Raw genomic sequence first — 23,527 nt, 5'->3', positions numbered from 1 at the left:
CTCAGAAGGTGAAGGCGCGGTCGACGGAGTCGAGCACGCGGTCGAGGTCGGGCAGGAAGTGGTGCTCGTTGCGGGCCGCGGGGTAGGGCGTGTCGAACCCGCCGACGCGGAGCACCGGCGCCTCGAGGGAGTAGAAGCACTCCTCCGTGACCCGCGCCGCGACCTCGGCACCCATGCCGAGGTTGACGTGCGCCTCGTGGGCGACGACCACCCGACCGGTGCGGCGCGCCGACGCGATCACCGGGCCGAGGTCGAGCGGGGACAGGCTGCGCAGGTCGACGACCTCGATGGAGCGACCATCGGCGACGGCGGCCTCGGCGGCGGCGAGCGCCGTGCGGACCATGGGCCCGTAGGCCACCAGGGTGACGTCGTCGCCGCGGCGCACGACCTTCGAGGTGAAGAGCGGGTCCGGCGTGGCGTCGAGGTCGAGCTCGGCCTTGTCGCCGTGGTACTGCCGCTTGGGCTCGAGGAAGATCACCGGGTCGTCGCAGGCGATCGCCTGCTGGATCATCCAGTACCCGTCGACCGGGTTGGAGCAGGCCACGACCTTGAGGCCGGGGGTGTGCGCGAACTGCGCCTCGGGGCTCTCGGAGTGGTGCTCGACGGCGCCGATGCCGCCGCCGAAGGGGATGCGGATGACGACGGGCAGGCGCACCTTGCCCTGCGAGCGGTAGGACATCTTCGCCAGCTGGGTGACGATCTGGTCGTAGGCCGGGTAGACGAACCCGTCGAACTGGATCTCGACCACGGGCCGGTAGCCGCGCATCGCCATGCCGATCGCGGTGCCGACGATGCCCGACTCCGCGAGGGGCGAGTCCATGACCCGGCGCTCGCCGAAGTCCTTCTGCAGGCCGTCGGTGATGCGGAAGACGCCGCCGAGCCGGCCGACGTCCTCCCCCATCAGCATGACCTTGTCGTCGGCCTCCATGGCGGTCCGCAGACCGGCGTTGAGCGCCTTCGCGAGCGTCACCTTGCTCATCGGTCCCCCTCCGCACCGGTCAGGTCGAACCGGGCGAGGTACGCGGCGTACCCCTCCCGCTGGGCCTCCACCTCGGGCGAGGCCTCGGCGTACACGTGGTCGAACATCGCGAGCGGACTCGGGTCGGGCATCGTGCGGCACCGCTGCCGCAGGTCGGCACCGAGGTCGTCGGCCTCCGCCTCCAGGGCGGCGACGAACGCGTCGTCGACGGCGTCGCGGGAACGCAGGTAGGCCAGCACGCGGGCGATCGGGTCCTTGCGGCGCCAGGCGTCGACGTCGGCCCCCGACCGGTAGCGCGTCGGGTCGTCCGTCGTCGTGTGCGCTCCCATCCGGTAGGTGTACGCCTCGATCAGCGTCGGGCCCTCGCCCGCACGGGCGCGGTCGGTCGCGGCGCGGGTCACGGCGTACGTCGCGAGCACGTCGTTGCCGTCGACCCGCACGCCCGGGAAGCCGAAGGCGGGCGCCCGCCAGTGCAGCGGCGTGCGTGACTGGCGCTCGATGGGCGCCGAGATCGCCCACTGGTTGTTCTGGCAGAAGAAGACGACGGGGGCGTCGTACGTCGCGGCGAAGACGAACGACTCCATGACGTCGCCCTGGCTGGACGCGCCGTCGCCGAAGTGCGCGAGGGTGCAGGCGTCGCGGGTGACGTCTCCGGAGCCGACGAGGCCGTCGGCGGTGAGACCCATCGCGTAGCCCGTCGCGTGGAGGGTCTGGGCACCGATGACCACGGTGTAGAGCCCGAAGTTGTGCTCCGCGGGGTCCCAGCCGCCGTGGTCCACCCCGCGGAAGAGGCCGAGGAGCCGCGCCGGGTCGAGGCCCCGGACGAGGGCGACGCCGTGCTCGCGGTAGGTCGGGAACACGAAGTCCTGCGGGCGGGACCCGTGGCCGGCACCGATCTGCGCCGCCTCCTGGCCGAGGAGCTGGGCCCAGATGCCGAGCTCGCCGTGGCGCTGCAGGGCGGTGGCCTCGGTGTCGACGCGGCGGGCCAGCACCATGTCGCGGTAGAAGGTGCGCACGAGGTCGTCGTCACCGTCGAAGTGGTAGTCGTCGTGCTCGACGCGCTGGCCCTCGGGCGTCAGCAGCTGCACGTAGTCGGGTTCGCACCCGGCGGACTCGTGGGCGGTGGGCGCCCCGGTCAGGATCGTCATCGCACGCTCCTCGCGACGAGCGCGGGGTCACCGCGCTCGGGCTCGTCGTGACGGGTCGTCGCGGCGCGTGGGTGGGCGCCGACCGGATCCGTCGATCTGTTCACCTGTTGTGACCCAGGTCACTGGGTGCGCCCACGGTAGCGGACGCCTCCGACGAAACGCGAGACGGCGCCCGGTCGGAGTGGGTCCGACCGGGCGCCGTACGGGAGCTGCGGGGTGCTGCGGGGTGTTGCGGCTGACGAGCGGTGCGGGTCAGCGCACCGTGCCGAAGCCGAAGCCGCCGGTCAGCGGCTTGTAGCCGGGCGCCGAGAACTGGATCCCGAGGCTCAGGTTCCGGCCCTTGAGGCTGGGGTGGATCGTGTAGCTGGCCTTGGTCGCGCCGGGGATCTTCTTGCCGTCCGCGAACCACTGGTAGTAGGTCTTGACGCCCTTCTGCTTCGCCGTCGCGGTGAGGACGGGCGCACTCACGCCGACCGTCTTCCCGGTCCGGACGACGCCGTACTTCTTGCCGGGCGAGGTGATCCAGCCGCCCGGGACGGTCTTCATCGACGGGTCGGCGACGACGGGGTACTCCACGTCGAACGTGCTGCGCAGGCGTCCGTCCTTCACGCCCGTCACCTGGATGCGGAGGGTCTTGCCGACGAGCGACGACGGTGCGGTGAACGAGGTGACCGGCGTGGGGGACTCGCCGACCGTGCCGAGACCCGCGTCGACGCACTCGGAGGCCTGGCAGAGGACGAAGTCCTTCGCCGCGGTCGCGCCCTTGACGCCGACGACGGTGCGGTAGCGCGTGCCCGGCTCCCACTGCCCGGTGAACGCCAGCGAGGTGGCGCGCCCGGCGACGACCGCCTGCCGGCCGCCGACGAGCGACGTGCCGACCGTCATGGCGCTCGGAGCCTGCACCTCGGCGAAGGTGTAGTCGAAGGTCGGGCTCGACTCGACGAGCCGGTTGCCGTCCCACTCCTCCAGCACCATCTGGTAGGTGCCGCCCGGCTGCATGTGCCGCCCGACGGTGTAGTCGGTGTAGAAGCCGTCCCACGGACCGTCGACGTCCTCGCTGAGCGAGCGGGGGTCGAAGTAGCCGACCTTCCCGGTCGGGTTCAGCTTGAGGCGGTAGGTGTGCGAGGTGTCCGGGGTGGCGTCGTTCCAGTTGACGATCGTGAGCCCCCGCGAGGAGTCGAACACGGTGGCGCCGGAGTTGTAGAACGTCTGCACGCCCACGACGGAGAGGCCGGAGGCCGCCTGGGCGGGGGCCGGCGCCGCGAGGGCGAGGCCGCCCGTGACGACGACGGCCGAGACGAGGGCCGACGCCCTCCGCCGGTTGAGCACTGTGCGCATCGGTGGGCACCACTTTCCGAGTCGGTTGGATCCGTTGCACCCCTGTTCGGCGAAGTCCGGGGAGACCTGAGCGGAACCTCCGACCCGTTCGCCGCGGGTCGGTCCGCGACGGGTCGCTTTGACGCGGACCCCCTCCGGACGAAAGCGTGACGGGTCCCCCGTCGAGACCTGGAGAGGGAAACCCCACCCGTGAGCGACACCCCGAGCACCGCTGGAGCGCCGCCGTCCCGGCGACGCCTGCAGTCCGTCCGACCGACCGTCTTCTGGCCCGCGCTGGCGATCCTCGCCGTCGTCGTGGTGGTCAGCATCGCGTTCCCCGAACGCACCGGCGACGCCTTCTCCGCCGCCCAGGAGGAGGTGATCGGCGTCTTCGGCTGGTACTACAGCCTCATCGTCACGGGCTTCGTCGTCTTCGCGATCTGGGTCGCCGTCGGCCGCTTCGGCGACATCCGGCTGGGGCCGGACGACGAGGGCGCCGAGTACGGGTTCCTCGTCTGGTTCTCGATGCTGTTCGCCGCCGGCATGGGCATCGGCCTCGTCTTCTGGGGCGCCGCCGAGCCCCTCAACTTCTACACGTCGCCGAAGCCCGGCGTGGAGGGCGACGACGTCGAGCTCGCCCACGAGGCGATGAGCCAGACGTTCCTGCACTGGGGTCTCCACGCCTGGGCGATCTACGTCGTGGTGGGGCTCGCCCTGGCGTACGCGATCCACCGCAAGGGCCGCTCGGTCTCCCTGCGCTGGGTGCTCGAGCCGCTGCTCGGCGACCGCGTCAAGGGCGGGCTCGGCGATGCGATCGACGTCGTCGCGATCGTGGGCACCATCGCCGGTGTCGCGACGTCGTTGGGCCTCGGCGTCTCGCAGATCGCCGCGGGCCTCGAGAGCCTCGGGGTCGTCGACGAGGCGGGCACCCCGCTGCTCGTCGGCCTGATCGTCGTCATCTCCGTGGCCGCCACCGCCTCGGTGGTCTCGGGCCTTGACAAGGGCATCAAGTGGCTCTCGAACATCAACCTCGGCATGGCCGGGATCTTCGTCGTCGCGCTGCTCCTGCTCGGGCCGACGCTGTTCGTGCTGCGCTCGTTCGTCGAGAACGTCGGCGAGTACCTGTTCACGATCGTGCCCAACAGCTTCGACACCTCGGCGTTCTTCGGCGAGGAGGGCCAGGAGTGGCAGGGCCTGTGGACGACCTTCTACTGGGGCTGGTGGATGTCGTGGGCGCCCTTCGTCGGCGTCTTCATCGCCCGCATCTCGCGGGGTCGCACCGTCCGCGAGTTCGTCGCCGGCGTGCTGCTCGTGCCGACCACCGTGTCGGCCGTCTGGTTCTCGATCCTCGGCGGTTCCGCGATCTACCGCGAGAAGTTCGGCGAGGGCGGGCTGCTGGACGCCGACGGCTCCGTCACGTCGGAGTCCGTGCTGTTCCGCCTCGTCGGCGACCTCCCGGGCGGCACCCTGCTGTCGGGCCTGGCGATCGTGCTCGTCGCCATCTTCTTCGTGACCTCGTCCGACTCCGGCTCCCTGGTCGTCGACATGCTCGCCTCCGGCGGTGACACCGACCCGCCGCGCTGGAGCCGCGTGCTGTGGTGCGTCATCGAGGCGCTCGTCGCCATCGGCCTGCTGGTCGCGGGCGGTCTCGGCGCCCTGCAGACCGGTGCCATCCTGACGGCGCTGCCCTTCAGCGTCATCATGGTGGCGATGTGCGTCGCGCTCTACAAGGCGTTCAAGGCGGAGTACACCGAGATCCGCCGGCTCGACCTCAAGGCCCGCCGCAAGGTCCTGGCGGAGGAGGTCGGCGAGACGGTGACCAGCGACCTCGTCGCCAACTTCGAGGACCACTTCGGCGAGCAGGTCGACCAGCGCATCGACGAGCGGGTCGACGAGCGGGTCGACGACCGGCTCGGCATGACGGGCGAGATCCCCGTGGTGCCGGCGGACCCCAGCACGAAGGGCTGATCCCCCACGACGACACCGGGCCCCCACCTCCGCGGAGGTGGGGGCCCGGCCCGTCTGCCCGTGCGGACCCGGCCTCAGCGACCCGTCGGCGTCGCCCAGAGCCACCACGCCCGCGTCGTCGGTCGGTAGCGCGGGTCGTCCGGCACGAACGTCACCGTGACGCGCCAGCTGCCCTTGCTCGGGATGCGTGGCGTGGCGACGGTGGTCGTGCGCCCGACGTACGCCCACGCCGTGGCGGTCACGTTCCCGGTGCCGGCCTTGCGGATGCTGACGTAGGTCGTGCCCGTCACCCGGCGCCCGTCGTCGCCGGCGAAGAAGACGGAGATCGGCTTGCCGCTGCCGATCCGCCCGTACGCCGACGGCGCGCCCGGCACCACCCGGCTGCCGAGGCCGATCGAGCCGGGACCCGGCTCGGACGGCGGGGTCGGCGCCGCCCGCACGGTGAGCACGGCGGCCGCGGTCGGCACCGACCCTGCGGAGCTGGTGAACACCGCGCGGTACTGCTCGCCGTTCTGCGCGGTCGTCACCGCCGGCAGCCGCAGCGTCGTCGCCGTCGCGCCCGGCACGTCGACCCACTCCGCGTCGACGAGGCGCTGCCAGCGCACCCCGGGCGCGGGCACGCCGGAGGCCTCCGCCGTGAACGTCGCCGGCTCCCCCGCGGTCACCGTCACGTGCCCCGGCTGGCGGGTGACCGCGGGCGCCTCGGAGTCGTCGGGGTCGCCGATGGTGAAGACGTCGATGACCTTCGGTCGCACGTTCGGGGTGCGCACGTCGTAGGAGTACGTCGTGATCTCCCCCGAGCCCGTGTTCAGCTTCGTGAACACCGCGAGGTTGTTGTCCTGCACGAACGGCAGCGGCGTGCCCTGGGCGTCCGTGTACGGCGCGACGTTCGGCACCACCGGCTCCAGCCCGCCCGGGTTGCCCTGGGCGAGGTAGTGCGACGCGTCCCACGGCGCCGGGGGCAGCGGGCGGCTACGGCCGCTGAGGGGGTGGTACGCGCCGTACGAGTTGCCGGTGTTGGAGGTCTCGAGGAAGTTCGTCGTGCCGTTCTCCGCGACGTACCGGTTCCAGAGGTGGCTGTGGCCGTTGTGGACGAGGTCGACCCCCGCGTCCTCGAGCAGCGGCTGGAGGTCGGTGAGGAGCTTGTTCTCGCTCGGCGGGTACTCGTAGCGGACGCCGACGACGTTGCCCGCCTCGTCGCGCTCCTCGATGCGCTGCGGGTCGACGAACTGCGGCATGACGTTGTCGCCGAGACCCTGCGGCCCCTCGTGCAGCATCACCACGTGGTAGCGCGCGGCGGCGAACTCGTCGCTGGCGAGCTCGTCCTGCAGCCAGGCGTACTGCGGGCTCTCCGCGTCGACGGCCTCGAACACGTGCTCGCCGTACCCCTGCGCCAGCGGGTCGGCCAGCGACTGCCGCGACTCCTGGTAGCGGGTCGAGCTCGTGCGCGCCGCCGGGTCCGGCACGGCGCCGGTGCCGCGCCAGATGCGGGTCGAGTAGAGCGAGATGAGCCGCACGTCGCCGACGGTCGTCGCGTAGTAGGTCTCGCCACCCGGCGAAGCGTCGGGGAGCGAGAAGATCTCCTCGTAGGTGGTCGTGGAGAACGAGTTGTCGCGGATCCACCGATCGCGCACGGCCGGGTCGTTCCCCGGGTTCACCTCGGCGGCGACCCGCTCGTACGCCGCCGTCGCGACGTCCCGCGGCACCGGGGCGTTGTACGACGCGCCCAACGCGGTCGCGCCGGCCCGGCGGCCCTGGACCTCGTGGTTGCCGACCGCGGGGAAGAGCGGGGCGTTCTGCACGATCTCGCCGCCCGCGTAGGAGACCCCGCCGGTCGAGGTGCGGCCGCCGTTGCCCTGGAGCACCGGGAAGAAGCCCGAGCCGCGGCTGTCGTCGAACCACTCGGAGGCGCGGTCGGGGATGTTGACGAGGTCGCCGGCGAGGAAGACGGCGTCGATGTCGCCGATGGTGTCGGCCGCGACCTGGAGGTTCGCGGGGGTGTTGACCATCGCCTGGTGGTCGCTGGTCAGCAGGATGTCGAGGTCCTCGCCCGGCTGGGCGGCCGGCTTCAGGCTGAAGGTGCCGGAGCCGGCGACCTTCTCGCCGTCGCGGCTGACCACGCGGTAGGGCACCCGCTCACCTGCGGCGAGGCCGGTGACGACGCCCTCGTGGCGCCAGACGTCGCGGTCGACGATGCCGTCGGACTGCGCGGGCTTGACGGGGATGTTGGACTGGTGGTCCTCGGCGACCTGCGAGAGCGTCCCGGTGGTGGCGTCGAACGCCGTGACGCCCGGGTAGGTCGTGCCCCGCGACGCGGCCGCCAGGTCGGCGACGCCGAGACGGCTGACGCCGTCACCCACGAGGACGGTGTGGTCGGAACCGGCGAACTCGGTGAACCAGACGACGGAGACGCCGTCGGCGGTCGGCGCCTGCAGGAAGGGGTCGGTGAGGAGACGCGTGTCGCCGACCGGGTCGGTCCAGAGGGACGAGGTGCCCGCGGCGAGCGCGGCACTCGCCGACCGGTCGGGGGTCCGGGCGGACGCGTCGGCCCCGGAGAGCGCGGAGGCGGAAGTCAGCGGCGCGAGCAGCGCGAGGCTGGTCACGACGATGCGCCCGGAGGCGCGCGGCCGCCGGGCTCGGAGGGTCGTCATCGGAGAGGGATCACCTTTCGAGGGCAACGGCCTGGTCGTGGCGTGGCCGGGCCCGAGCACCGTCTCGCCCCCGGCAGCGTGGTGCGCGCGGGTGACACGGCGGCGAATGCCCCGGGTGGGTTGGGTGAAGGGCCGCGGTCGGCGTCGACCGGTCGTCACGACAGCAGAGAACCCCCGCCGAGAGTCTCGGCGGGGGTTCTCCCGTGCTGGCGGTGGCGGAGGGATTTGAACCCTCGGTGGGCTTGCACCCACAAACGCTTTCGAGGCGTTCTCCTTAGGCCGCTCGGACACGCCACCGCGGGAGACATTAGCGGACGCCCGGCGCGGGGCCGAAATCGGATCCCGGCCTGCCCCTCGGGACGTCATGCGCCCCGGCCGCCGGGGGCACCACCTCGCATGACGTCCGGCGCGCCCCTCGCGCGACGTCATGCGCCCCGGCCGCCCGAGGCGCCGCTCCGCATGACGTCCGGCGACCTACCCGACCCGACAGGCACCGCCCTGCCCGACCCGGCGGACCTACCCGGACCTACCCGGAGGTCGCACGGCCTGCAACGTTGGTGCAACGTTCCGATCCGGAGCATCATGGGGCTGTGACCCCGCTCACGGGCAACGTCGCCATGGGGTCGGTGATCCGATGGGGTGGTCCGCGTGACGAGGTCCGACGTTCTCTCCACACGGAGCCGCGATGCCGGCATGCGCTCGGCGGTCGTCGACTCGTGGCACCGCTCCGCATCGGCCGGTGTGCGCCCCGACGCGGCGAGCGTGCCCATCACCCTTCCCGAGAGCGACCTCAAGGACCGGCGCGACGCGCACCCCCTCGCGCGGGCCTTCCCGTTGCTCGACGAGGTGCTCGGCCACGCGGCCCGCGACTGCGACGCGGTGATGGCCGTGTCCGACGCCGAGGGCAACCTACTGTGGGTCTGCGGGACGCCCACGACGCTGCGCCGCTGCGAGGCCATCGGCTTCGTCGAGGGCTCCAACTGGGACGAGCGGCTCGCGGGCACCAACGCGCCCGGCCTCGCCCTCGCGCTCGACCAGCCCGTCAGCATCGTGCGCGACGAGCACTTCCGCTCCTCCGTCCAGGGCTGGAGCTGCGCGGCCGCCCCGATCCACGATCCCGGCACCAACGCGCTGCTGGGCGTCCTCGACATCACGGGCGGCGACCAGATCGTCGTACCGCAGACCATGGCCATGATCCGCGCCGCCGCCCGCATGGCCGAGCTGGAGCTGGCCCGCGACCTCCTCAGCCGTCAGGACCGCCGCGCCGCAGCGCCGACCGCGGCCGGGCCGCGCCTCGTCATGGAGGGCCTCGGCCGGTCCGATGCCCTCCTCACGGTCGAGGGCGCCGGCGGCACGCCGCAGACCCTGCGGCTCTCGCCGCGCCACAGCGAGATCCTCATGCTGCTGGGCAGCTCGCCGCAGGGCCTGAGCGGCGACGAGCTGGCGGTGCTGCTGTACGCCGAGGACGGCGCCGGTTCCTCCACGCTCCGCGCCGAGCTGAACCGGCTGCGCCACCTCCTCGGCGGAGAGCTCCTCGCCTCGCGGCCCTACCGGCTGACCGCCCAGGTCACCGGCGACTGGCTGACCGTGGAGGCGATGCTCGCGGCGGGCGACCTCCGCGCGGCGATGCGCGCCTACGGCGGGCCCGTGCTCCCGCGGTCGACGGCACCCGGCGTCGTACGCCTGCGGGAAAGCCTCGAGTCCCAGCTGCGCGAGGCGCTGCTGCGCTCGCGGGAGGCCGACCTCATGTCCCAGTGGACGCGCTCGACGTGGGGCGCCGACGACTACGAGATGTGGCAGGCCCAGCGCCGCGCGGTGGGCACGACGTCGCCGATGCTGCCGCTCATCGACGGTCAGCTGGCGCGTCTCGACCGCGACCTGGGGCTCTGAGACCCACCGTCGACGTGACCCCGGTCACGAAAGTGGTCTAGTCCTCGCCATCCGGCGCCGAGCGGGGGCCGAACCGAGGGTGGAACGCCTCCGTTCCTCCCTCCCGGAAAGGCCCGCCATGTCCTCCTCGCGCCCGTCGCTCACCTCCCGCCTGACGTCCCGCCTGCCCTCCCGGCTCCGGAGCGCCCGCATCACGCCGGCGTTCGTCGTCGCCACCGTCGCCCTGGTCGCCGCCTCGAGCGGCACCGGCGCGTACGCCGCCAAGCTCATCGGCGGCGAGGACATCCGCAACGGCTCCATCACCGGCCTCGACGTGCGCGACGGCTCACTGTTCCGCCAGGACTTCGCCAAGAACCAGCTGCCGGCCGGACCGAAGGGCGCGACCGGCGCCCGTGGCCCGCAGGGGCCGGCCGGCCCGGCCGGCGCGCGTGGGCCGCAGGGGCCGCAGGGCACCCCGGGCACCCCCGGCGCACCCGGCGAGCAGGGCCCCCAGGGACCGCAGGGCGAGCCCGGCACGGGCACGCGCTGGTTCCTCGTCGACGCCACCGGCGCGATCGTCGCCCAGTCGGGCGGCTTCACCGTCGCGGCGGCCTACCCCGAGCTCGCCAACACCGCACCGGCCGGCTCGCCGTCGAACGCGCTGCGCGCCGCGGGCAACGTCTACGTCGACGCCGGGGAGGACCTGTCCGGGTCGGGCATCGTCGCCACCATCGCCCTGCAGAACCAGGTGGACCAGAACGGCGACGGCGTCACCAACGGCCGCGCCGGCACACCCGACGCGAACCCCGAGTTCTCGGGCGAGATCAGCGCGACGCTGTGCGGTGTCGCCGGCGTCGTCGCGTGCGCCCCGGCCGGCACGAACAACGCCGAGCACCTCGTGATCAGCCCCCGCCTGAGCGACGGCACCGTGACGACGAGCCAGAACCGCAAGCGCTTCTACGTGGTCATCACCGACGGCGCGATCACGATCGGCTGAGGCAGCACCACCCCGGGCGTACGCCGCGGGTCCGGACCCGCGGCTCTTGTCGCAACGAGGGTGCAACGTGGGACTTCCTACGGTGTGAGGGCAGTCACACACCTGCCTCAGCGAGGAGAACACATCCCATGACCGTCTACGCCGCACCCGGCCAGCCCGACTCGCTGGTCTCCGTCGCCCCCCGCTACGGCCACTACATCGGTGGCGAGTGGGTCGACCCGATCAAGGGCAACTACTTCGAGAACATCTCGCCGGTCAACGGCAAGGCGTTCACCGAGATCGCGCGCGGCACGTCCGAGGACATCGACGCCGCCCTCGACGCCGCTCACGCCGCCGCGCCATCCTGGGGCAAGACGTCGGTCGCCGAGCGCGCCAACATCCTCAACAAGATCGCGGACCGCATCGAGGAGAACCTCGCCGCTCTCGCGGTCGCCGAGACGTGGGACAACGGCAAGGCCGTGCGCGAGACGCTCGCCGCCGACCTCCCGCTGGCCGTCGACCACTTCCGCTACTTCGCCGGCGCGCTCCGCGCGCAGGAGGGTGGCATCAGCGAGATCGACAGCACCACGATCGCCTACCACTTCCACGAGCCGCTGGGCGTCGTCGGCCAGATCATCCCGTGGAACTTCCCGATCCTCATGGCCGTGTGGAAGCTCGCCCCCGCCCTGGCCGCCGGCAACGCGGTCGTGCTGAAGCCGGCCGAGCAGACGCCGTGGTCGATCCTGAAGCTCTTCGAACTCATCGGCGACCTGCTGCCCAAGGGCGTCGTCAACATCGTCAACGGCTTCGGCGTCGAGGCCGGCAAGCCCCTCGCGTCGAGCCCGCGGATCGCCAAGATCGCCTTCACCGGCGAGACGACGACCGGCCGGCTGATCATGCAGTACGCCTCGCAGAACATCATCCCGGTGACGCTGGAGCTCGGCGGCAAGAGCCCCAACATCTTCTTCGAGTCCGTGGCCTCGCAGCGCGACGCGTTCTACGACAAGGCGCTCGAGGGCTTCGCGATGTTCGCCCTCAACCAGGGCGAGGTCTGCACCTGCCCGAGCCGCGCCCTCGTGCAGCGCTCGATCTACAGCGACTTCGTGTCCGACTCGGTGAAGCGCGTCGAGGCGATCAAGCAGGGCAACCCGCTCGACGACACGACGATGATCGGCGCCCAGGCGTCCAACGACCAGCTCGAGAAGATCCTGTCCTACATGGACATCGGCAAGCAGGAGGGCGCCAAGATCCTCACCGGCGGCGAGCGCAACGTGCTCGACGGCGACCTCGCCGAGGGCTACTACGTGCAGCCCACCATCTTCGAGGGCGACAACTCGATGCGGATCTTCCAGGAGGAGATCTTCGGCCCCGTCGTCTCGCTCACCGGGTTCGACGACGAGGCGGACGCCCTCAAGATCGCCAACGACACCCTCTACGGCCTGGGTGCCGGCGTGTGGTCGCGTGACGGTTCGCAGGCGTTCCGCGCCGGCAAGGAGATCCAGGCCGGCCGCGTGTGGACGAACAACTACCACGCGTACCCGGCGCACGCGGCCTTCGGTGGCTACAAGCAGTCGGGCATCGGCCGTGAGAACCACAAGATGATGCTGGACCACTACCAGCAGACGAAGAACCTGCTCGTGTCCTACAGCCCCGACGCGCTCGGCTTCTTCTGATGACGACGCCCGACACCGGTTCGGCCGGCACGACGAGCGATCTCCCCGACGGCGCCCTGGGCGTCACCGCGGACTCGCCGTTGCCGCCCGAGCCGGTGCGGGTCTCGGTCACCGACGCGGCGGCGGAGCTCGTCCGCAGCCTCACCGAGACCCACGGTCCGGTGATGTTCCACCAGTCCGGCGGCTGCTGCGACGGGTCGGCACCGATGTGCTACCCCGACGGCGACTTCCTCACCGGCGACGCCGACGTCCACCTGGGCGACCTCGACGTCGGGCTGGAGCGCGGCGTACCGGTGTGGATGTCGAAGGCGCAGTTCGAGTACTGGAAGCACACCCACCTCACCATCGACGTGGTGAGGGGCCGGGGTGCCGGGTTCTCGCTCGAGGCGCCGGAGGGCGTGCGGTTCCTCATCCGGTCACGGGTGCTGACCGACGAGGAGTTCCTCGCCCTGGAGAGCAAGATCGCGTCTGCCTGACGGGCGCTGCGGCGGACCGGGGAGCGATCCCGGTTCGCCGCAGCACGCCCGCGCAGATTAGGGTCACCTAACATGCGCACCCGGATCGCCCAGCGGCTCGTCCCCGATCCCGAGGTCGCACCCCCCGCCGTCACCGACGAGCGCCCCGCCACGGGCGGCCGGCTCCTGCGCCGTACGCTCCGGCGCCACCGCGGTCGGCTCACCGCCGCCTTCGCGCTCATCGCGACCTGGCAGGTCTGCGAGGCGACCGTGCCGGTGGCGATCGGCGTCATCATCGACCGCGCGGTGGCCACCGGCGACCTGGTCGCGCTCGTCTGGTCGGCGCTCGGGCTGGCGGCGCTGTTCGCGGTGCTCAGCTACAGCTACCGGTACGGCGCGCGCGTGTCCGGCTACGCCATGCAGGTCGAGAACCATCGGATGCGCACCGAGATCACCGACCACGTGCTGTCGCCCGCCGGCGCCCGCACCGGCGCGATGCCCGGCGAGGTGCTCTCCCTGGCCACCTCGGACGCCGAGGTCAGCACCCTCGTCGTCCACCAGGTCGCCCAGGCCTGCGCCGGCATCGCCGGCCTCACGGTCGCCGTCGGCGTGCTGTTCTGGACGGACCCGCTGCTGGGCGTCGTCGTCGCGGTGGGGGCGCCGCTGGTCCTGCTCGGCTCGCAGGCCGTCGCCCCGCTGCTCAGCCGCCGCACCGCCGCGGCGCAGGAGCGGATCGCCCGCGCGTCGGGACTGGCGGCCGACCTCGTGTCGGGCCTGCGTCCCCTGCAGGGCGTCGGCGCGCAGGGCACCGCGCTGGGTCGCTACCGGACCGCCAGCCGCGACGCGGCCGCGGCCGGCGTGGCCAGCGCCCGCGCCGAGGGCCTCATGCTCGGCGTCACGGCGGGCGCCTCCCTGCTGTTCCTCGCGGTCGTCGCGCTGCTCGCCGGCCTCCGGGCGGTGAACGGCCACCTCACCGTCGGCGAGCTCATCGCCGTCGTCGGTCTCGCCCAGTTCCTCGCCGAGCCCCTCATGATGTGCGCCGAGCTCGTCTCCACCCTCGCGGCGTCGCGCGGCAGCGCGGGACGGATCGCGTCGTTCCTCGCCACGCCGCCGCTCGAGCGGCACGGCGACCGGTCGGCGCCGACCGACGCACCCCTGGTGGTGCGCGACGTGGTGGCCGGTCCGCTGCAGGGGCTCGACCTCGTCGTGCGCCCCGGGTGCCTCGTCGCCCTCGTCGTCGACGAGCCCGCGGCCGCCGGCGCGCTCCTCGCCCTGCTGCGGGCGGAGGACGTGCCCGAGGCCGGGCGGGTCACCCTCGGGGACGTGCCGCTCGCGGAGCTCGCGCTCGACGAGCGCCACCGCACGCTCCTCGTCGCCGCCCACCGCGTCGACCTGTTCGAGGGCACGCTGGCCTCCAACGTGGACCCGGCGGGGACGCTGCCGCGCGACCGTCGCGACGAGGTGCTCGGCGCCTCGGCCGCGGACGACGTCGTCGCCCTCTCCCCCGACGGTCTCGACGCCCACGTCGCCGCCCACGGGTCGACGCTGTCCGGTGGCCAGCAGCAGCGCGTCGCCCTGGCGCGCGCCCTGGCCGCGGACCCGCCCGTGCTCGTGCTCGACGAGCCGACGACCGCGGTCGACGCCGTGACCGAGCAGCGCATCGCCGCGGGCCTCCGCGCCCTCCGGCAGGGCCGGGCCACCCTCGTGCTCACCTCCAGCCCCGCGCTGCTCGCGGTGGCGGACGAGGTCGTCCACGTCGTGGCCGGGCGCGTCGCCCGCACCGGCACCCACACCGCGTTGCTCGAGCACGCGGCGTACCGCGAGGCGGTGCTCCGATGACGCGCGAGCCGGGGAGCGGGACCGGGGGCGAGACGGTGGAGATCGGTCGCGACGCGGACTCCGAGGCGGGGCGCACGCTGCTGCCCGTCGCGACGCCGCGGGCGGCGGCCCGCAAGGCGTGGGCCGCGTTCGAGGGCCACCGGGGGTCGCTGGCGGTCGCGGGTGTCATGTTCGCGCTGTCGGGCCTGGCCGGGCTCGTCGCCCCGATCGTGTTCGGACGCATCGTCGACGCCGTCACCGGGAGCTCGGGGAGCGCGGGGGACTCGGGGGACGCCAGCGCCCTCGTCTGGTGGGGTGCCGGGGCGATCGCCGTCGCCGCGCTGGTCGAGACGGTCGCGGCGTGGGCGAGCGTGACGTTCCTCGCCCGGGCCGGCGAGCCCGCCCTCGCCCGCCTCCGCGAGGAGGTCGTCGAGGTCGCGTTGGGCCTCGACCACGAGGTGGTCGAGAAGGCCGGCGAGGGCGACCTGCTGTCGCGCGCCGGCGACGACGTGCGCGTGCTCGCCGACTCCCTCACCAAGGTGGTCCCGCTGCTGGTGCGCTCCGTCGTGGCGATCGCCTTCACGGCAGTCGGCTTCTTCGCGCTCGACTGGCGCCTCGGCGTGGCGGGGCTGCTGACGCTGCCGTTCTACGCGATGAGCCTGCGCTGGTACCTGCCGCGCTCCGGCCCCTACTACCGCGCCGAGCGGGCCGCCATGGGTGCGCGCGCCGAGGCGCTCCTCACCGCCGTCCACGGCAGCGCGACGCTGCGCGCGCAGGGCCTGGCGCCGGCGCACTCCGAGCGCGTCGGCCACGCCTCGTGGCGCTCCGCGGCGATCGGGCTCAGCGTGTGGAACCTCCTGACCCGCTTCGGCCAGCGCACCAACCGCGCCGAGCTGATCGGCCTGCTGCTCGTGCTCGGCAGCGGCTTCTTCCTGGTGCGCGGCGACCTCGGCCCCGCCGTCAGCGTCGGCGCCGTCACGACGGCCGCCCTGTTCTTCCACCGCCTCTTCAACCCGATCGGCGCGGTGCTGATGATCTTCGACGAGGTGCAGTCCGCGGGCGCGTCGATGACCCGCGTCGCTGGCGTCGCGCAGCTGCGCACCACCGTCCCCGCCCCGACCCCGCCGCCCGCCGCCCTGGCGCGGCTGGTGATCGACGGCGTGGGGCATGCGTACGACGCGGGGCGGTCCGTCCTCGCCGACGTCAGCCTGGTGCTCGAGCCCGGGGAGCGGGTCGCGGTCGTCGGCGCCAGCGGCGCGGGCAAGTCGACGCTGGGCCAGATCGTCGCCGGCCGCATCGCCCCCACGACGGGCACCGTGCGCCTCGGCGACGCGCCGGTCGCCGTGCACGGCGTCGCGGCGCGGCCACCGGTCGTCATCGTGACCCAGGAGGTGCACGTGTTCGCCGGCACCGTGCGCGACAACCTCACGCTGGCGGACCCCGACGCCTCCGACGACCGGCTGTGGGAGGTGCTCGAGCTCCTCGGCTCCGCCGGCTGGGTGCGGGCGCTGGGCGGCCTCGACGTCGTGGTCGGCGAGGGCGCCACCGCGCTCACGCCCGCCCAGGCGCAGCACCTCGCGCTGGCGCGCGTCGAGCTGGCCGACCCGCGGGTGGTCGTGCTCGACGAGGCCACCGCCGAGGCGGGCTCGGCGGGCGCCCGCGACCTGGAGCGGGCGGCCGCGCGGGTCGTCCAGCGGCGTACCGCCCTCACGATCGCCCACCGCCTCACCCAGGCCGAGGCCGCGGACCGGGTCGTCGTCATGGACGGCGGCCGGGTCGTCGAGGTCGGCACGCCGGCCGAGCTCGTCGCGTCGGGCGGGCACTACGCGCGGCTGTCGGCGGCCTGGCACGCCTGAGGTCGCGCGCTCGTCCGCTGCCGCCGGCCCGGGGGCCTCACCACCCCGCATGCATAGTGAACGGGTGGCTGCGACCAGCGAATCCACCGGCGCCGAGCGCCGACCCCTGACCGTGCTCGTGACCGGCGCGTCCGGCTTCATCGGGCACCGGCTCGTGCCTGCGCTCGTCGCGGAGGGGCACGACGTCCGGGCGATGACCCGGCACCCGGAGACGTACGACGGCAAGGGCACGCCCGTGTACGGCGACGTCGCCGATCCCGGGTCGCTGGCGGAGCCCCTGACGGGCGTCGACGTGGCCTACTACCTGGTGCACTCGCTCGACGACGACGACTTCGAGGAGAAGGACGCCGCGGCCGCCCGCGCGTTCGGCCAGGCGGCGGCCGCGCTCGGCGTGCGCCAGATCATCTACCTGGGCGGCCTGGGCTCCGACGACGAGGACCTCTCGCCCCACCTGCGCTCGCGGCGCGAGGTCGAGCACCTCCTCGCCGAGAGCGGCGTGCCCGTCACCACCCTGCGGGCCGCGATCGTCGTCGGTCACGGCGGCATCTCCTGGGAGATCACCCGCCAGCTCGTCGACAAGCTGCCCGCGATGGTCGCGCCGCGCTGGGTGAAGACCCGCACGCAGCCCATCGCCGTGGACGACGTCGTGCGCTACCTCGTCGGCGTCGCCGACCGCGAGGAGGCCCTCGACCGGGCCTTCGAGATCGGCGGCCCCGACCGGCTCGACTACATCGGGATGCTGCGCGAGGCGGCGAAGGTGGCGAAGGGCCACGCGCCCCCGATCGTGCCCGTGCCCGTGCTGACGCCCCGGCTGTCGTCCCGCTGGCTGGCGCTCGTCACCACCGTCGACGCCACGACGGGCCGCAACCTCATCGACTCGATGGGCGTGGAGGTCGTGGTCACCGACCACTCGATCCGCGACATCGTGCCGGGTGAGCCGCTGACCTACGCCGAGGCCGTGCGCCGGGCCCTCGACGAGAGGGCCGCGGAGATGGAGGCGGGGGAGACGGCAGGAGCGGGACACTGAGCCCCGTGCCTCCGGCACCCCCGCCGCGGGGTGTCGACACGCGCCAGCGCGTCGCCACGATCGGCACCGTCGTCGCGGGCGCGGTCGTGCTCGCCCTCATGCTGCGGTTCGATCCCGGGTCCGTGGGCTTCTACGTCTGCACCGTGGCGCTCGCCGCGGTGTGGGCCGCCGGGGCGTTCCTCGCCGGGCCGGTGCACCTGGGCCGCACCGGTCGCGCCCCCGGCCGCCGACCGCTGCTCGTGCCCTTCGCGATCGGGCTCGGCCTCATCGCCCTGTTCGTCGTCGGCGGGCTCGTCGTGCGGGAGGTGCCGTTCCTCGAGCCGCTCGACCAGGCCGTGCGCCACGTCGTGGCCTACACCGGCGACGGGGTCGCCCCGGGCCTCGTCGTGGTCACCGCCGTCGCGGGCATCTGCGAGGAGCTGTTCTTCCGCGGTGCGCTGTACGACGCGATCCACCGCCACCCCGTGGTCGTCACGACGGCCGTGTACGTCGTCGCGACCGCCGCCACCGGCAACATCATGCTGGCCTTCGCGGCCGCCCTGCTCGGCCTCGTGACCGGGCTGCAGCGACGGGCCACCGGCGGCGTGCTCGCCGGGTGCATCACCCACATCACGTGGTCGATCGGGATGCTCTTCATCCTGCCGATGCTGTTCCCCGCGGCGTAGCCCCCGTCGGCCCGCTCACCCGCCGACGGCGGCCTGGAGCTCCTCGTTCGTCGCGATCTCGTCGGCGGGCGGCACGGCCAGGTCGAGCGGCTCGTTCTGCTCCGAGAACGTGTACGTCGCACCCGACGCCCCCTGCGCCACCTCGGCCTCGAGGATGTAGGGCTCGCCCGTCGTCGCCACCCGGAGCGTCGCGTTGCCGGCCCCGTTGGTGAGCGTCACCGCCGGGTCGCCGTCGACCTCGACCTCGTCGCTGACGAGCCAGCCGTCCTCCTCGAAGGCGTCGGCGTCGTAGGTGTCGCCGAGCAGCGCCTCGAGCCCCTGGCTGCAGAGGATGCCGAGCGACGTGGCGTCGGCCGACTCGGTGCCGTCGATCCACCGGTCGCCGACGACCTCCTGGAGCGCGGCGATCTGGGCGGCCTGGTCGCCGCCCTCGGGCTCGCCCTCCGCCTCGCCTGCGGTGGGGGGCGTCCCGGCGTACGCCGCCCAGTACTCCGGACCGGGCCGGAAGAAGAACTGGTCGTCCACGGCGAGCACCTCGCCGAACGCGCCGTCCGCCCCCACCGAGCCCGAGCAGTCGCCGTCGACGTCGAGGCGCAGGTCGAAGGGCGGCAGCTGCGCGTCGGTGGGCTGGAGGACGACGCGCACCGAGGTCAGCTCGCGCATGGCGACGTCGATCCGCTGGCCGATCTCGCCGATGGGGTCGTCCTCGATGCCGTTGCGCTCCGCGCCCGCCGCGTCGGCGTCGCCGTCCTCGCGCAGCTGGGAGAACACCGCAAGCCCGCCGACGACCGCCACCAGCGCGAGGGCCACGCCCCCGCCGACCAGCACGGGCCGCGAGAAGCGGCGGGGCTTCTCCACGCCGCGCTTCACCAGCAGGGTGGGCTCCGGCGCCTCCGCGGGCTGCTCGTCGCGCTCCTGGTCGGGCTCGTCGGCCACGGTCTCGCTCCGATCGACGTCGTCGTGCCGCGCGTCACGGCGACGCGCCGACGGCGAACGGTACCGGTCGCCCCTGAGAGCGGTCAGCAGGTCCGCAGCCCGGGCGGGCCGTCAGTCCAGGCCGACCTCGGCCGCCGGCACCACCCCGCGGGCGGCGGGGTCCGGGACGACGACCTCCTCGTCGTACGCCAGCTCGTCGACCGTCGCCGACGACCCGTCGCGCGGCGTCACGACCCGGACGAAGCGGTGCTCGCCGGTGGCGGCGACCACCAGCGAGACGGTGCCGTCCTCGCCGGTGCGCTCGAGCCCGAGCACGGGGCGGTCGTCGACCTGGTCGAGACCGGTCACCTCCGTGGCGGCGTCCTCGCCGCCGAGCAGCCGGCCGTCGCGCGTGTCGTCGAGGGCCTGGCAGACGAGGCCGATGTCGGTGAGGCCCGAGACAGGATCGAGCAGGACCCAGCGGCCGGCGGTGGCCGCCACGACGGCGTCCGCCTGGGCGGCGGTGAACCCGACCTCCTCGAGGAAGGGGGCGTCGAACGTCCCGTACACGTCGGCGCTGTCGCCGGTGCCCAGCGACGTGACGGGCGGCGGGCGGAGGACCTCGGCCGTGCCCGACCCGGCGGTGAGCGTGCCGAGGCACGCCCCCGACTCGTCCACGGCCACCTGGGCGTCGACGGGGAGGCCGAGGTGGGTCGCGCGCACCCGCGCCCGCACGGTCGTCACCTCCGACATGTCCTGCAGCACGGCGGCCTCGATCGACGACGCGGGGAGGGCCGCGAACCGCTGGGCGGCTGCGGGGCTGTCGTCCGCGCCAGCGCCGGGCACCGGGGGTGTGCCCTCCCCGGCGGACGCGTTCTCGTCGTCGGCGCTGCACGCCGCGAGGCCGGGCAGGGCCAGGAGCGGTACGACGAGGCAGGTCGCCCACCGACGTCGCGGGGTCGGTCGGGTCATCGCAGGACCTGCTCCTCGACCCACTCCGGCACGATCTGGCCGGCCTTCCCGTGCCGGGCCTCGTGGAACATCGAGCGGCCCTCCGAGGGCACCAGGTTGAGCTCGAGGGTGTGCGCGCCGTACGCCCGCGCGACCTGCACGAACCCCGCCGCCGGGTAGACCGCCCCCGACGTGCCGATCGACACGAACAGGTCGGCCTCGGCGAGGGCGTCCTCGATCTCCTGCATCCGGTAGGGGATCTCGCCGAACCACACGACGTCGGGCCGCAGCTCGCACGTGCCGCACGCGGGGCAGGGCGGCAGGTCGGAGAGCCCGCCGAGCCACTCGCTGCGCTTGCCGCAGGAGCGGCACAGCGCCTTCTTCAGCTCGCCGTGCATGTGGATGAGGCGCTTGCTGCCCGCCCGCTCGTGCAGGTCGTCGATGTTCTGGGTGACGAGGAGGAAGTCGTCGCCGAGGTGCTCCTCGAGGCGGGCCAGGGCCTCGTGCGCGGGGTTCGGCTCCACCACGTCCAGCGCGGCACGGCGGGCGTCGTAGAACGCCTGCACGACGCCGGGCTGCATCTCGTAGGCCTCAGGGGTCGCAACGTCCTCGACCCGGTGCCCCTCCCAGAGGCCGTCCGAGTCACGGAACGTCGGCACGCCCGACTCGGCGGAGATGCCCGCCCCCGTCAGCACCACGATGCGCATGGCCGTCATTCTGCACGCTCGTGCGCCAGGTCACGGTGGGGGCCGTCACACGTGGACGGTCGGATGGCGCCGCCCGAACGGTCCCCCCGCCCCGTGTAACGCGGTGTCCGGGCTACTCCACACGTGCTCTACCACCGCACAAGTAGCACGGACACCGCGTTACATGACGGGAGAGGCGTTTCGCAGGGGGCTCGGGAGCGCCCGGTCCGGAACGCTCGCCCGCGCCGGGCTCAGCCCGGGCGCGTGATGGAGACCGCGAGCGCGACGAGGTGACCCATGCGGGCCAGCTCCGACTCGAGGAACTCCGGACCCCCACGACGGCCGACCACGATCTGCTCCGCGCGGCCACCGTCGGCCCGGGCGAGCGGGACGGCGCACAGCACGTTCACGTCGTCGTCCGGCTGCTCGACCCGCGCGACGCGGTCCACCGCGAACCAGCCGACCGTGCCCGGAGCCGCACCGGTGGCGTGGACGATCTTGGTGCTGTCGTGGCCGCCGGGGGCGTCGATGCGGCGTACCCGCGCCGCCCAGTCCGCCCGGAACGTCACCGGCAGCAGGTCGACGAGACGGTCGAGGGCCTCGGCCGGGTGGGCCGTCAGCTCCTCGACGGCCTCGAGGTCGAGGAAGAGGTTGCCGCCGGCGGCGTACCGGCTGATCCACACCACGCGCACCCCGTCGAGGCGGTTGCAGGCCGAGACGATCGAGTCGGGCATCGCGCCGGGGGCCATCTCGAGGAGCACGTCGTCGACCGCGGTTCCGTCGGGGCGGTGCTCGACGATCTCGATGGCCTCGATGTCGGCGCCCGCCTCACCGATCGCGGAGGCCACCCGGCCCAGCGATCCCGGCACGTCGGGCAGCTCCACCCGCAGCAGGAAGGGCATGGCGCAGGTCCCTCCTCGGGCCTCGGGTGTCGTCCGTTCCGGGGTCACGATAGTCGCTCGGCCGCCGTCGGACGGCCGGGTGCCCACGTGCCGTCCGGCACGCCGCACACCGGGCTGGCATGATGCTGGCAGTCCCACCCCGCCGGATCGGAGCCCCATGTCCCGTCGCGCCCTCGTCGCGCTGCTCGCCGTCGGCGCGCTCGTGACCGGCTGCTCGGACGACGTCGCCACCGAGCCCGACCAGCCCCACGAGCTCGCCCCGTCCCAGCCGCCCGTCGACACGACGGCCGTGACGGTCGACGGGTACCCGGCCGTCGTCGACCCCTCCGTCCTCGAGGACGTGCCCGCCGCGTCGACCGTCACCGTCACCGAGCAGCTGGGCGAGGTGCACGTGACGTGGCCGCGGCTCGGCATCGCCGCGCTCGACGCCGAGCTCGACCGCCTCGGGGCCGACAAGGTGGCCACCTTCCGCCCCACGGTGGCCGCGGCCCCCGAGGACTCCGAGCTGAACGGCACCTGGAGCTTCGTCGGGTCCTCCGCCGACGTCGTCGGCGTGCTCACCGACACCTACCTCCTCGCCGAGGGGCGCACGACCGAGACGTGGCAGACGACGTGGTACGACGCGGCCGCCGGCACCGTCGTCCCCAACCTCGCGCTGGTGGACGACGCCGCCACCCTCGCCGAGGACGTCACCGAGGCCCTCGACGGCCAGCCGGCCGTGGACCCCGACCTGCTCGCCGACGCCCTCGCCACCGGCGTGCCCGTGCTCGGGTTCACCGAGAACGGCGAGCTGTTCGTCGGCTTCGACGAGGGCCAGATCTCGCCCGCGCACACCGGCCGGGTCAGCGTCGTGCTCACGCTCGACCAGACCGACGACCTGCTCTCCGACCTCGGCGAGGTCGCCCAGGCGTCGCTCGTCGACCCCGCCCTGCCGCCGGGTGCCGTGGAGCCCGAGGGCTCCGACGACCCCGGGACGTCCGACGAGTCCGAGGCGTCCGCGGCCACCTCGACGCCCCCGGTCGACACCGGCGACGTCGACTGCGCCGAGCAGCAGTGCGTCGCCCTCACCTTCGACGACGGCCCCGGCGCCGGGACGCCCGCGCTCCTCGAGGCGCTCGGCACGCTGGACGCACCGGCCACCTTCTTCGTGCTGGGGCAGCAGGTCGCGACGTACCCCGCCGTCACCGCCGCCATCGCCGCCGCCGGGCACGAGCTGGGCGTCCACACGTGGGACCACCGCAACCTCACCCGGCTCCCCCTCCCCGAGGTCGACCGCGAGCTCGCCCGCACCGTCACGGTGGTCGAGGACGCCGTGGACCAGACGCCGACGTTGTTCCGGCCGCCCTACGGCGCCACCGACGAGCGGGTCCGCACCCGCGCGGACGCCGCCGGGCTCACCGAGGTGCTGCCGACCGTCGACCCCGACACGCTGGCCGGGCTCGAGCCCGCGGCCCTCGTCGAGCGGGTCGTCGCGGACGCCGAGGCTGGCGGGATCGTCGTGCTGCCCGACACCGCGAGCACCAGCGCGGCGACGGTGACCGCCATCGTGACCGGCCTGCGGCAGCGCGGCTTCACGCTCGTCACCGCCAGCCGGTTGCTGGAGCAGGCGGACGGCGCCGAGGACGCCGGGACCACCGACTGAGCCGGTCGGCCCGGTGGGCCTGGCCGGTC

At 73.6% G+C, this 23,527-nt stretch carries 18 protein-coding genes and 1 tRNA gene; 10 read left to right on the top strand and 9 right to left on the bottom strand.

The genetic code is table 11. The features are described from left to right. Nucleotide 1 precedes the first annotated feature (1 nt). From PIR53_18165 to PIR53_18155, 3 genes are all read right to left on the bottom strand, one after another. Nucleotides 2-979 carry an alpha-ketoacid dehydrogenase subunit beta gene (locus PIR53_18165; GenBank protein WZH51928.1) on the bottom strand — a complete coding sequence of 326 codons (978 nt, stop codon included), beginning with the start codon at nt 977-979 and terminating at the stop codon, nt 2-4. Continuing rightward, complete coding sequence (pdhA, locus tag PIR53_18160) at nt 976-2,127, bottom strand: pyruvate dehydrogenase (acetyl-transferring) E1 component subunit alpha (protein WZH51927.1); 1,152 nt, start codon at nt 2,125-2,127, stop codon at nt 976-978. Before pdhA ends, PIR53_18165 begins: the two co-directional genes overlap by 4 nt. 252 nt (nt 2,128-2,379) lie before the next feature. Further along, nucleotides 2,380-3,465, bottom strand: a complete 1,086-nt coding sequence (locus PIR53_18155) for a hypothetical protein (protein WZH51926.1) — start codon at nt 3,463-3,465, stop codon at nt 2,380-2,382. Nucleotides 3,466-3,654: 189 nt separating this feature from the next. Between PIR53_18155 and PIR53_18150 the strand changes: the two genes are divergently transcribed. Next, complete coding sequence (locus tag PIR53_18150) at nt 3,655-5,412, top strand: BCCT family transporter (GenBank protein ID WZH51925.1); 1,758 nt, start codon at nt 3,655-3,657, stop codon at nt 5,410-5,412. A 74-nt stretch (nt 5,413-5,486) separates the two neighbouring features. On the opposite strand, the gene PIR53_18145 is transcribed toward PIR53_18150, so the two are convergent. Both PIR53_18145 and PIR53_18140 read right to left on the bottom strand, forming a co-directional pair. Beyond that, nucleotides 5,487-8,063, bottom strand: a complete 2,577-nt coding sequence (locus tag PIR53_18145; protein WZH51924.1) for a metallophosphoesterase — start codon at nt 8,061-8,063, stop codon at nt 5,487-5,489. A 207-nt stretch (nt 8,064-8,270) separates the two neighbouring features. Then, nucleotides 8,271-8,360, bottom strand: a tRNA-Ser gene (locus PIR53_18140). Nucleotides 8,361-8,756: 396 nt separating this feature from the next. Here PIR53_18140 and PIR53_18135 point away from each other — a divergent pair. The 8 genes from PIR53_18135 (at nt 8,757) to PIR53_18100 (ending at nt 18,402) form a co-directional block, all read left to right on the top strand. Beyond that, nucleotides 8,757-9,953: a GAF domain-containing protein gene (locus PIR53_18135; GenBank protein ID WZH51923.1), complete on the top strand. Its 1,197-nt coding sequence runs from the start codon at nt 8,757-8,759 to the stop codon at nt 9,951-9,953. 118 nt (nt 9,954-10,071) lie between these two features. Continuing rightward, nucleotides 10,072-10,929, top strand: coding sequence for a hypothetical protein (locus tag PIR53_18130; protein ID WZH51922.1), 858 nt, complete (start codon nt 10,072-10,074; stop codon nt 10,927-10,929). 128 nt (nt 10,930-11,057) lie between these two features. Next, nucleotides 11,058-12,581, top strand: a complete 1,524-nt coding sequence (locus PIR53_18125; GenBank protein WZH51921.1) for an aldehyde dehydrogenase family protein — start codon at nt 11,058-11,060, stop codon at nt 12,579-12,581. After that, nucleotides 12,581-13,057 (top strand): DUF779 domain-containing protein, encoded by a 477-nt coding sequence (locus PIR53_18120; protein ID WZH51920.1) that lies wholly within the window; start codon nt 12,581-12,583, stop codon nt 13,055-13,057. Before PIR53_18125 ends, PIR53_18120 begins: the two co-directional genes overlap by 1 nt. 72 nt (nt 13,058-13,129) lie before the next feature. Continuing rightward, nucleotides 13,130-14,875, top strand: a complete 1,746-nt coding sequence (locus PIR53_18115; protein WZH51919.1) for an ABC transporter ATP-binding protein — start codon at nt 13,130-13,132, stop codon at nt 14,873-14,875. Continuing rightward, nucleotides 14,872-16,710 (top strand): ABC transporter ATP-binding protein, encoded by a 1,839-nt coding sequence (locus PIR53_18110; GenBank protein WZH51918.1) that lies wholly within the window; start codon nt 14,872-14,874, stop codon nt 16,708-16,710. Before PIR53_18115 ends, PIR53_18110 begins: the two co-directional genes overlap by 4 nt. Nucleotides 16,711-16,774: 64 nt before the next feature. Then, nucleotides 16,775-17,737, top strand: coding sequence for an NAD(P)H-binding protein (locus tag PIR53_18105; GenBank protein WZH51917.1), 963 nt, complete (start codon nt 16,775-16,777; stop codon nt 17,735-17,737). 5 nt (nt 17,738-17,742) lie between these two features. Then, a complete protein-coding gene (locus PIR53_18100; GenBank protein ID WZH51916.1) occupies nt 17,743-18,402 on the top strand; it encodes a CPBP family glutamic-type intramembrane protease in 660 nt (219 codons plus the stop codon). Nucleotides 18,403-18,417: 15 nt separating this feature from the next. Here the strand turns inward: PIR53_18100 and PIR53_18095 are convergent, their stop codons facing one another. From PIR53_18095 to PIR53_18080, 4 genes are all read right to left on the bottom strand, one after another. Next, complete coding sequence (locus tag PIR53_18095; protein ID WZH51915.1) at nt 18,418-19,338, bottom strand: hypothetical protein; 921 nt, start codon at nt 19,336-19,338, stop codon at nt 18,418-18,420. Between the two features lie 111 nt (nt 19,339-19,449). Continuing rightward, a complete protein-coding gene (locus PIR53_18090) occupies nt 19,450-20,289 on the bottom strand; it encodes a hypothetical protein (GenBank protein WZH51914.1) in 840 nt (279 codons plus the stop codon). Continuing rightward, nucleotides 20,286-20,975, bottom strand: a complete 690-nt coding sequence (locus tag PIR53_18085) for an NAD-dependent deacylase (protein ID WZH51913.1) — start codon at nt 20,973-20,975, stop codon at nt 20,286-20,288. The genes PIR53_18090 and PIR53_18085 overlap by 4 nt, the downstream gene beginning before the upstream one ends. 230 nt (nt 20,976-21,205) lie before the next feature. Continuing rightward, nucleotides 21,206-21,856 carry an ACT domain-containing protein gene (locus PIR53_18080; protein WZH51912.1) on the bottom strand — a complete coding sequence of 217 codons (651 nt, stop codon included), beginning with the start codon at nt 21,854-21,856 and terminating at the stop codon, nt 21,206-21,208. A gap of 157 nt (nt 21,857-22,013) precedes the next feature. Between PIR53_18080 and PIR53_18075 the strand changes: the two genes are divergently transcribed. Beyond that, nucleotides 22,014-23,498 (top strand): polysaccharide deacetylase family protein, encoded by a 1,485-nt coding sequence (locus tag PIR53_18075; protein ID WZH51911.1) that lies wholly within the window; start codon nt 22,014-22,016, stop codon nt 23,496-23,498. Nucleotides 23,499-23,527 lie beyond the last annotated feature (29 nt).

This window comes from Nocardioides alkalitolerans, assembly GCA_038184435.1.
Lineage (GTDB): Bacteria > Actinomycetota > Actinomycetes > Propionibacteriales > Nocardioidaceae > Nocardioides > Nocardioides alkalitolerans_A.
This window is presented reverse-complemented; position numbering and strand designations above follow the sequence as displayed.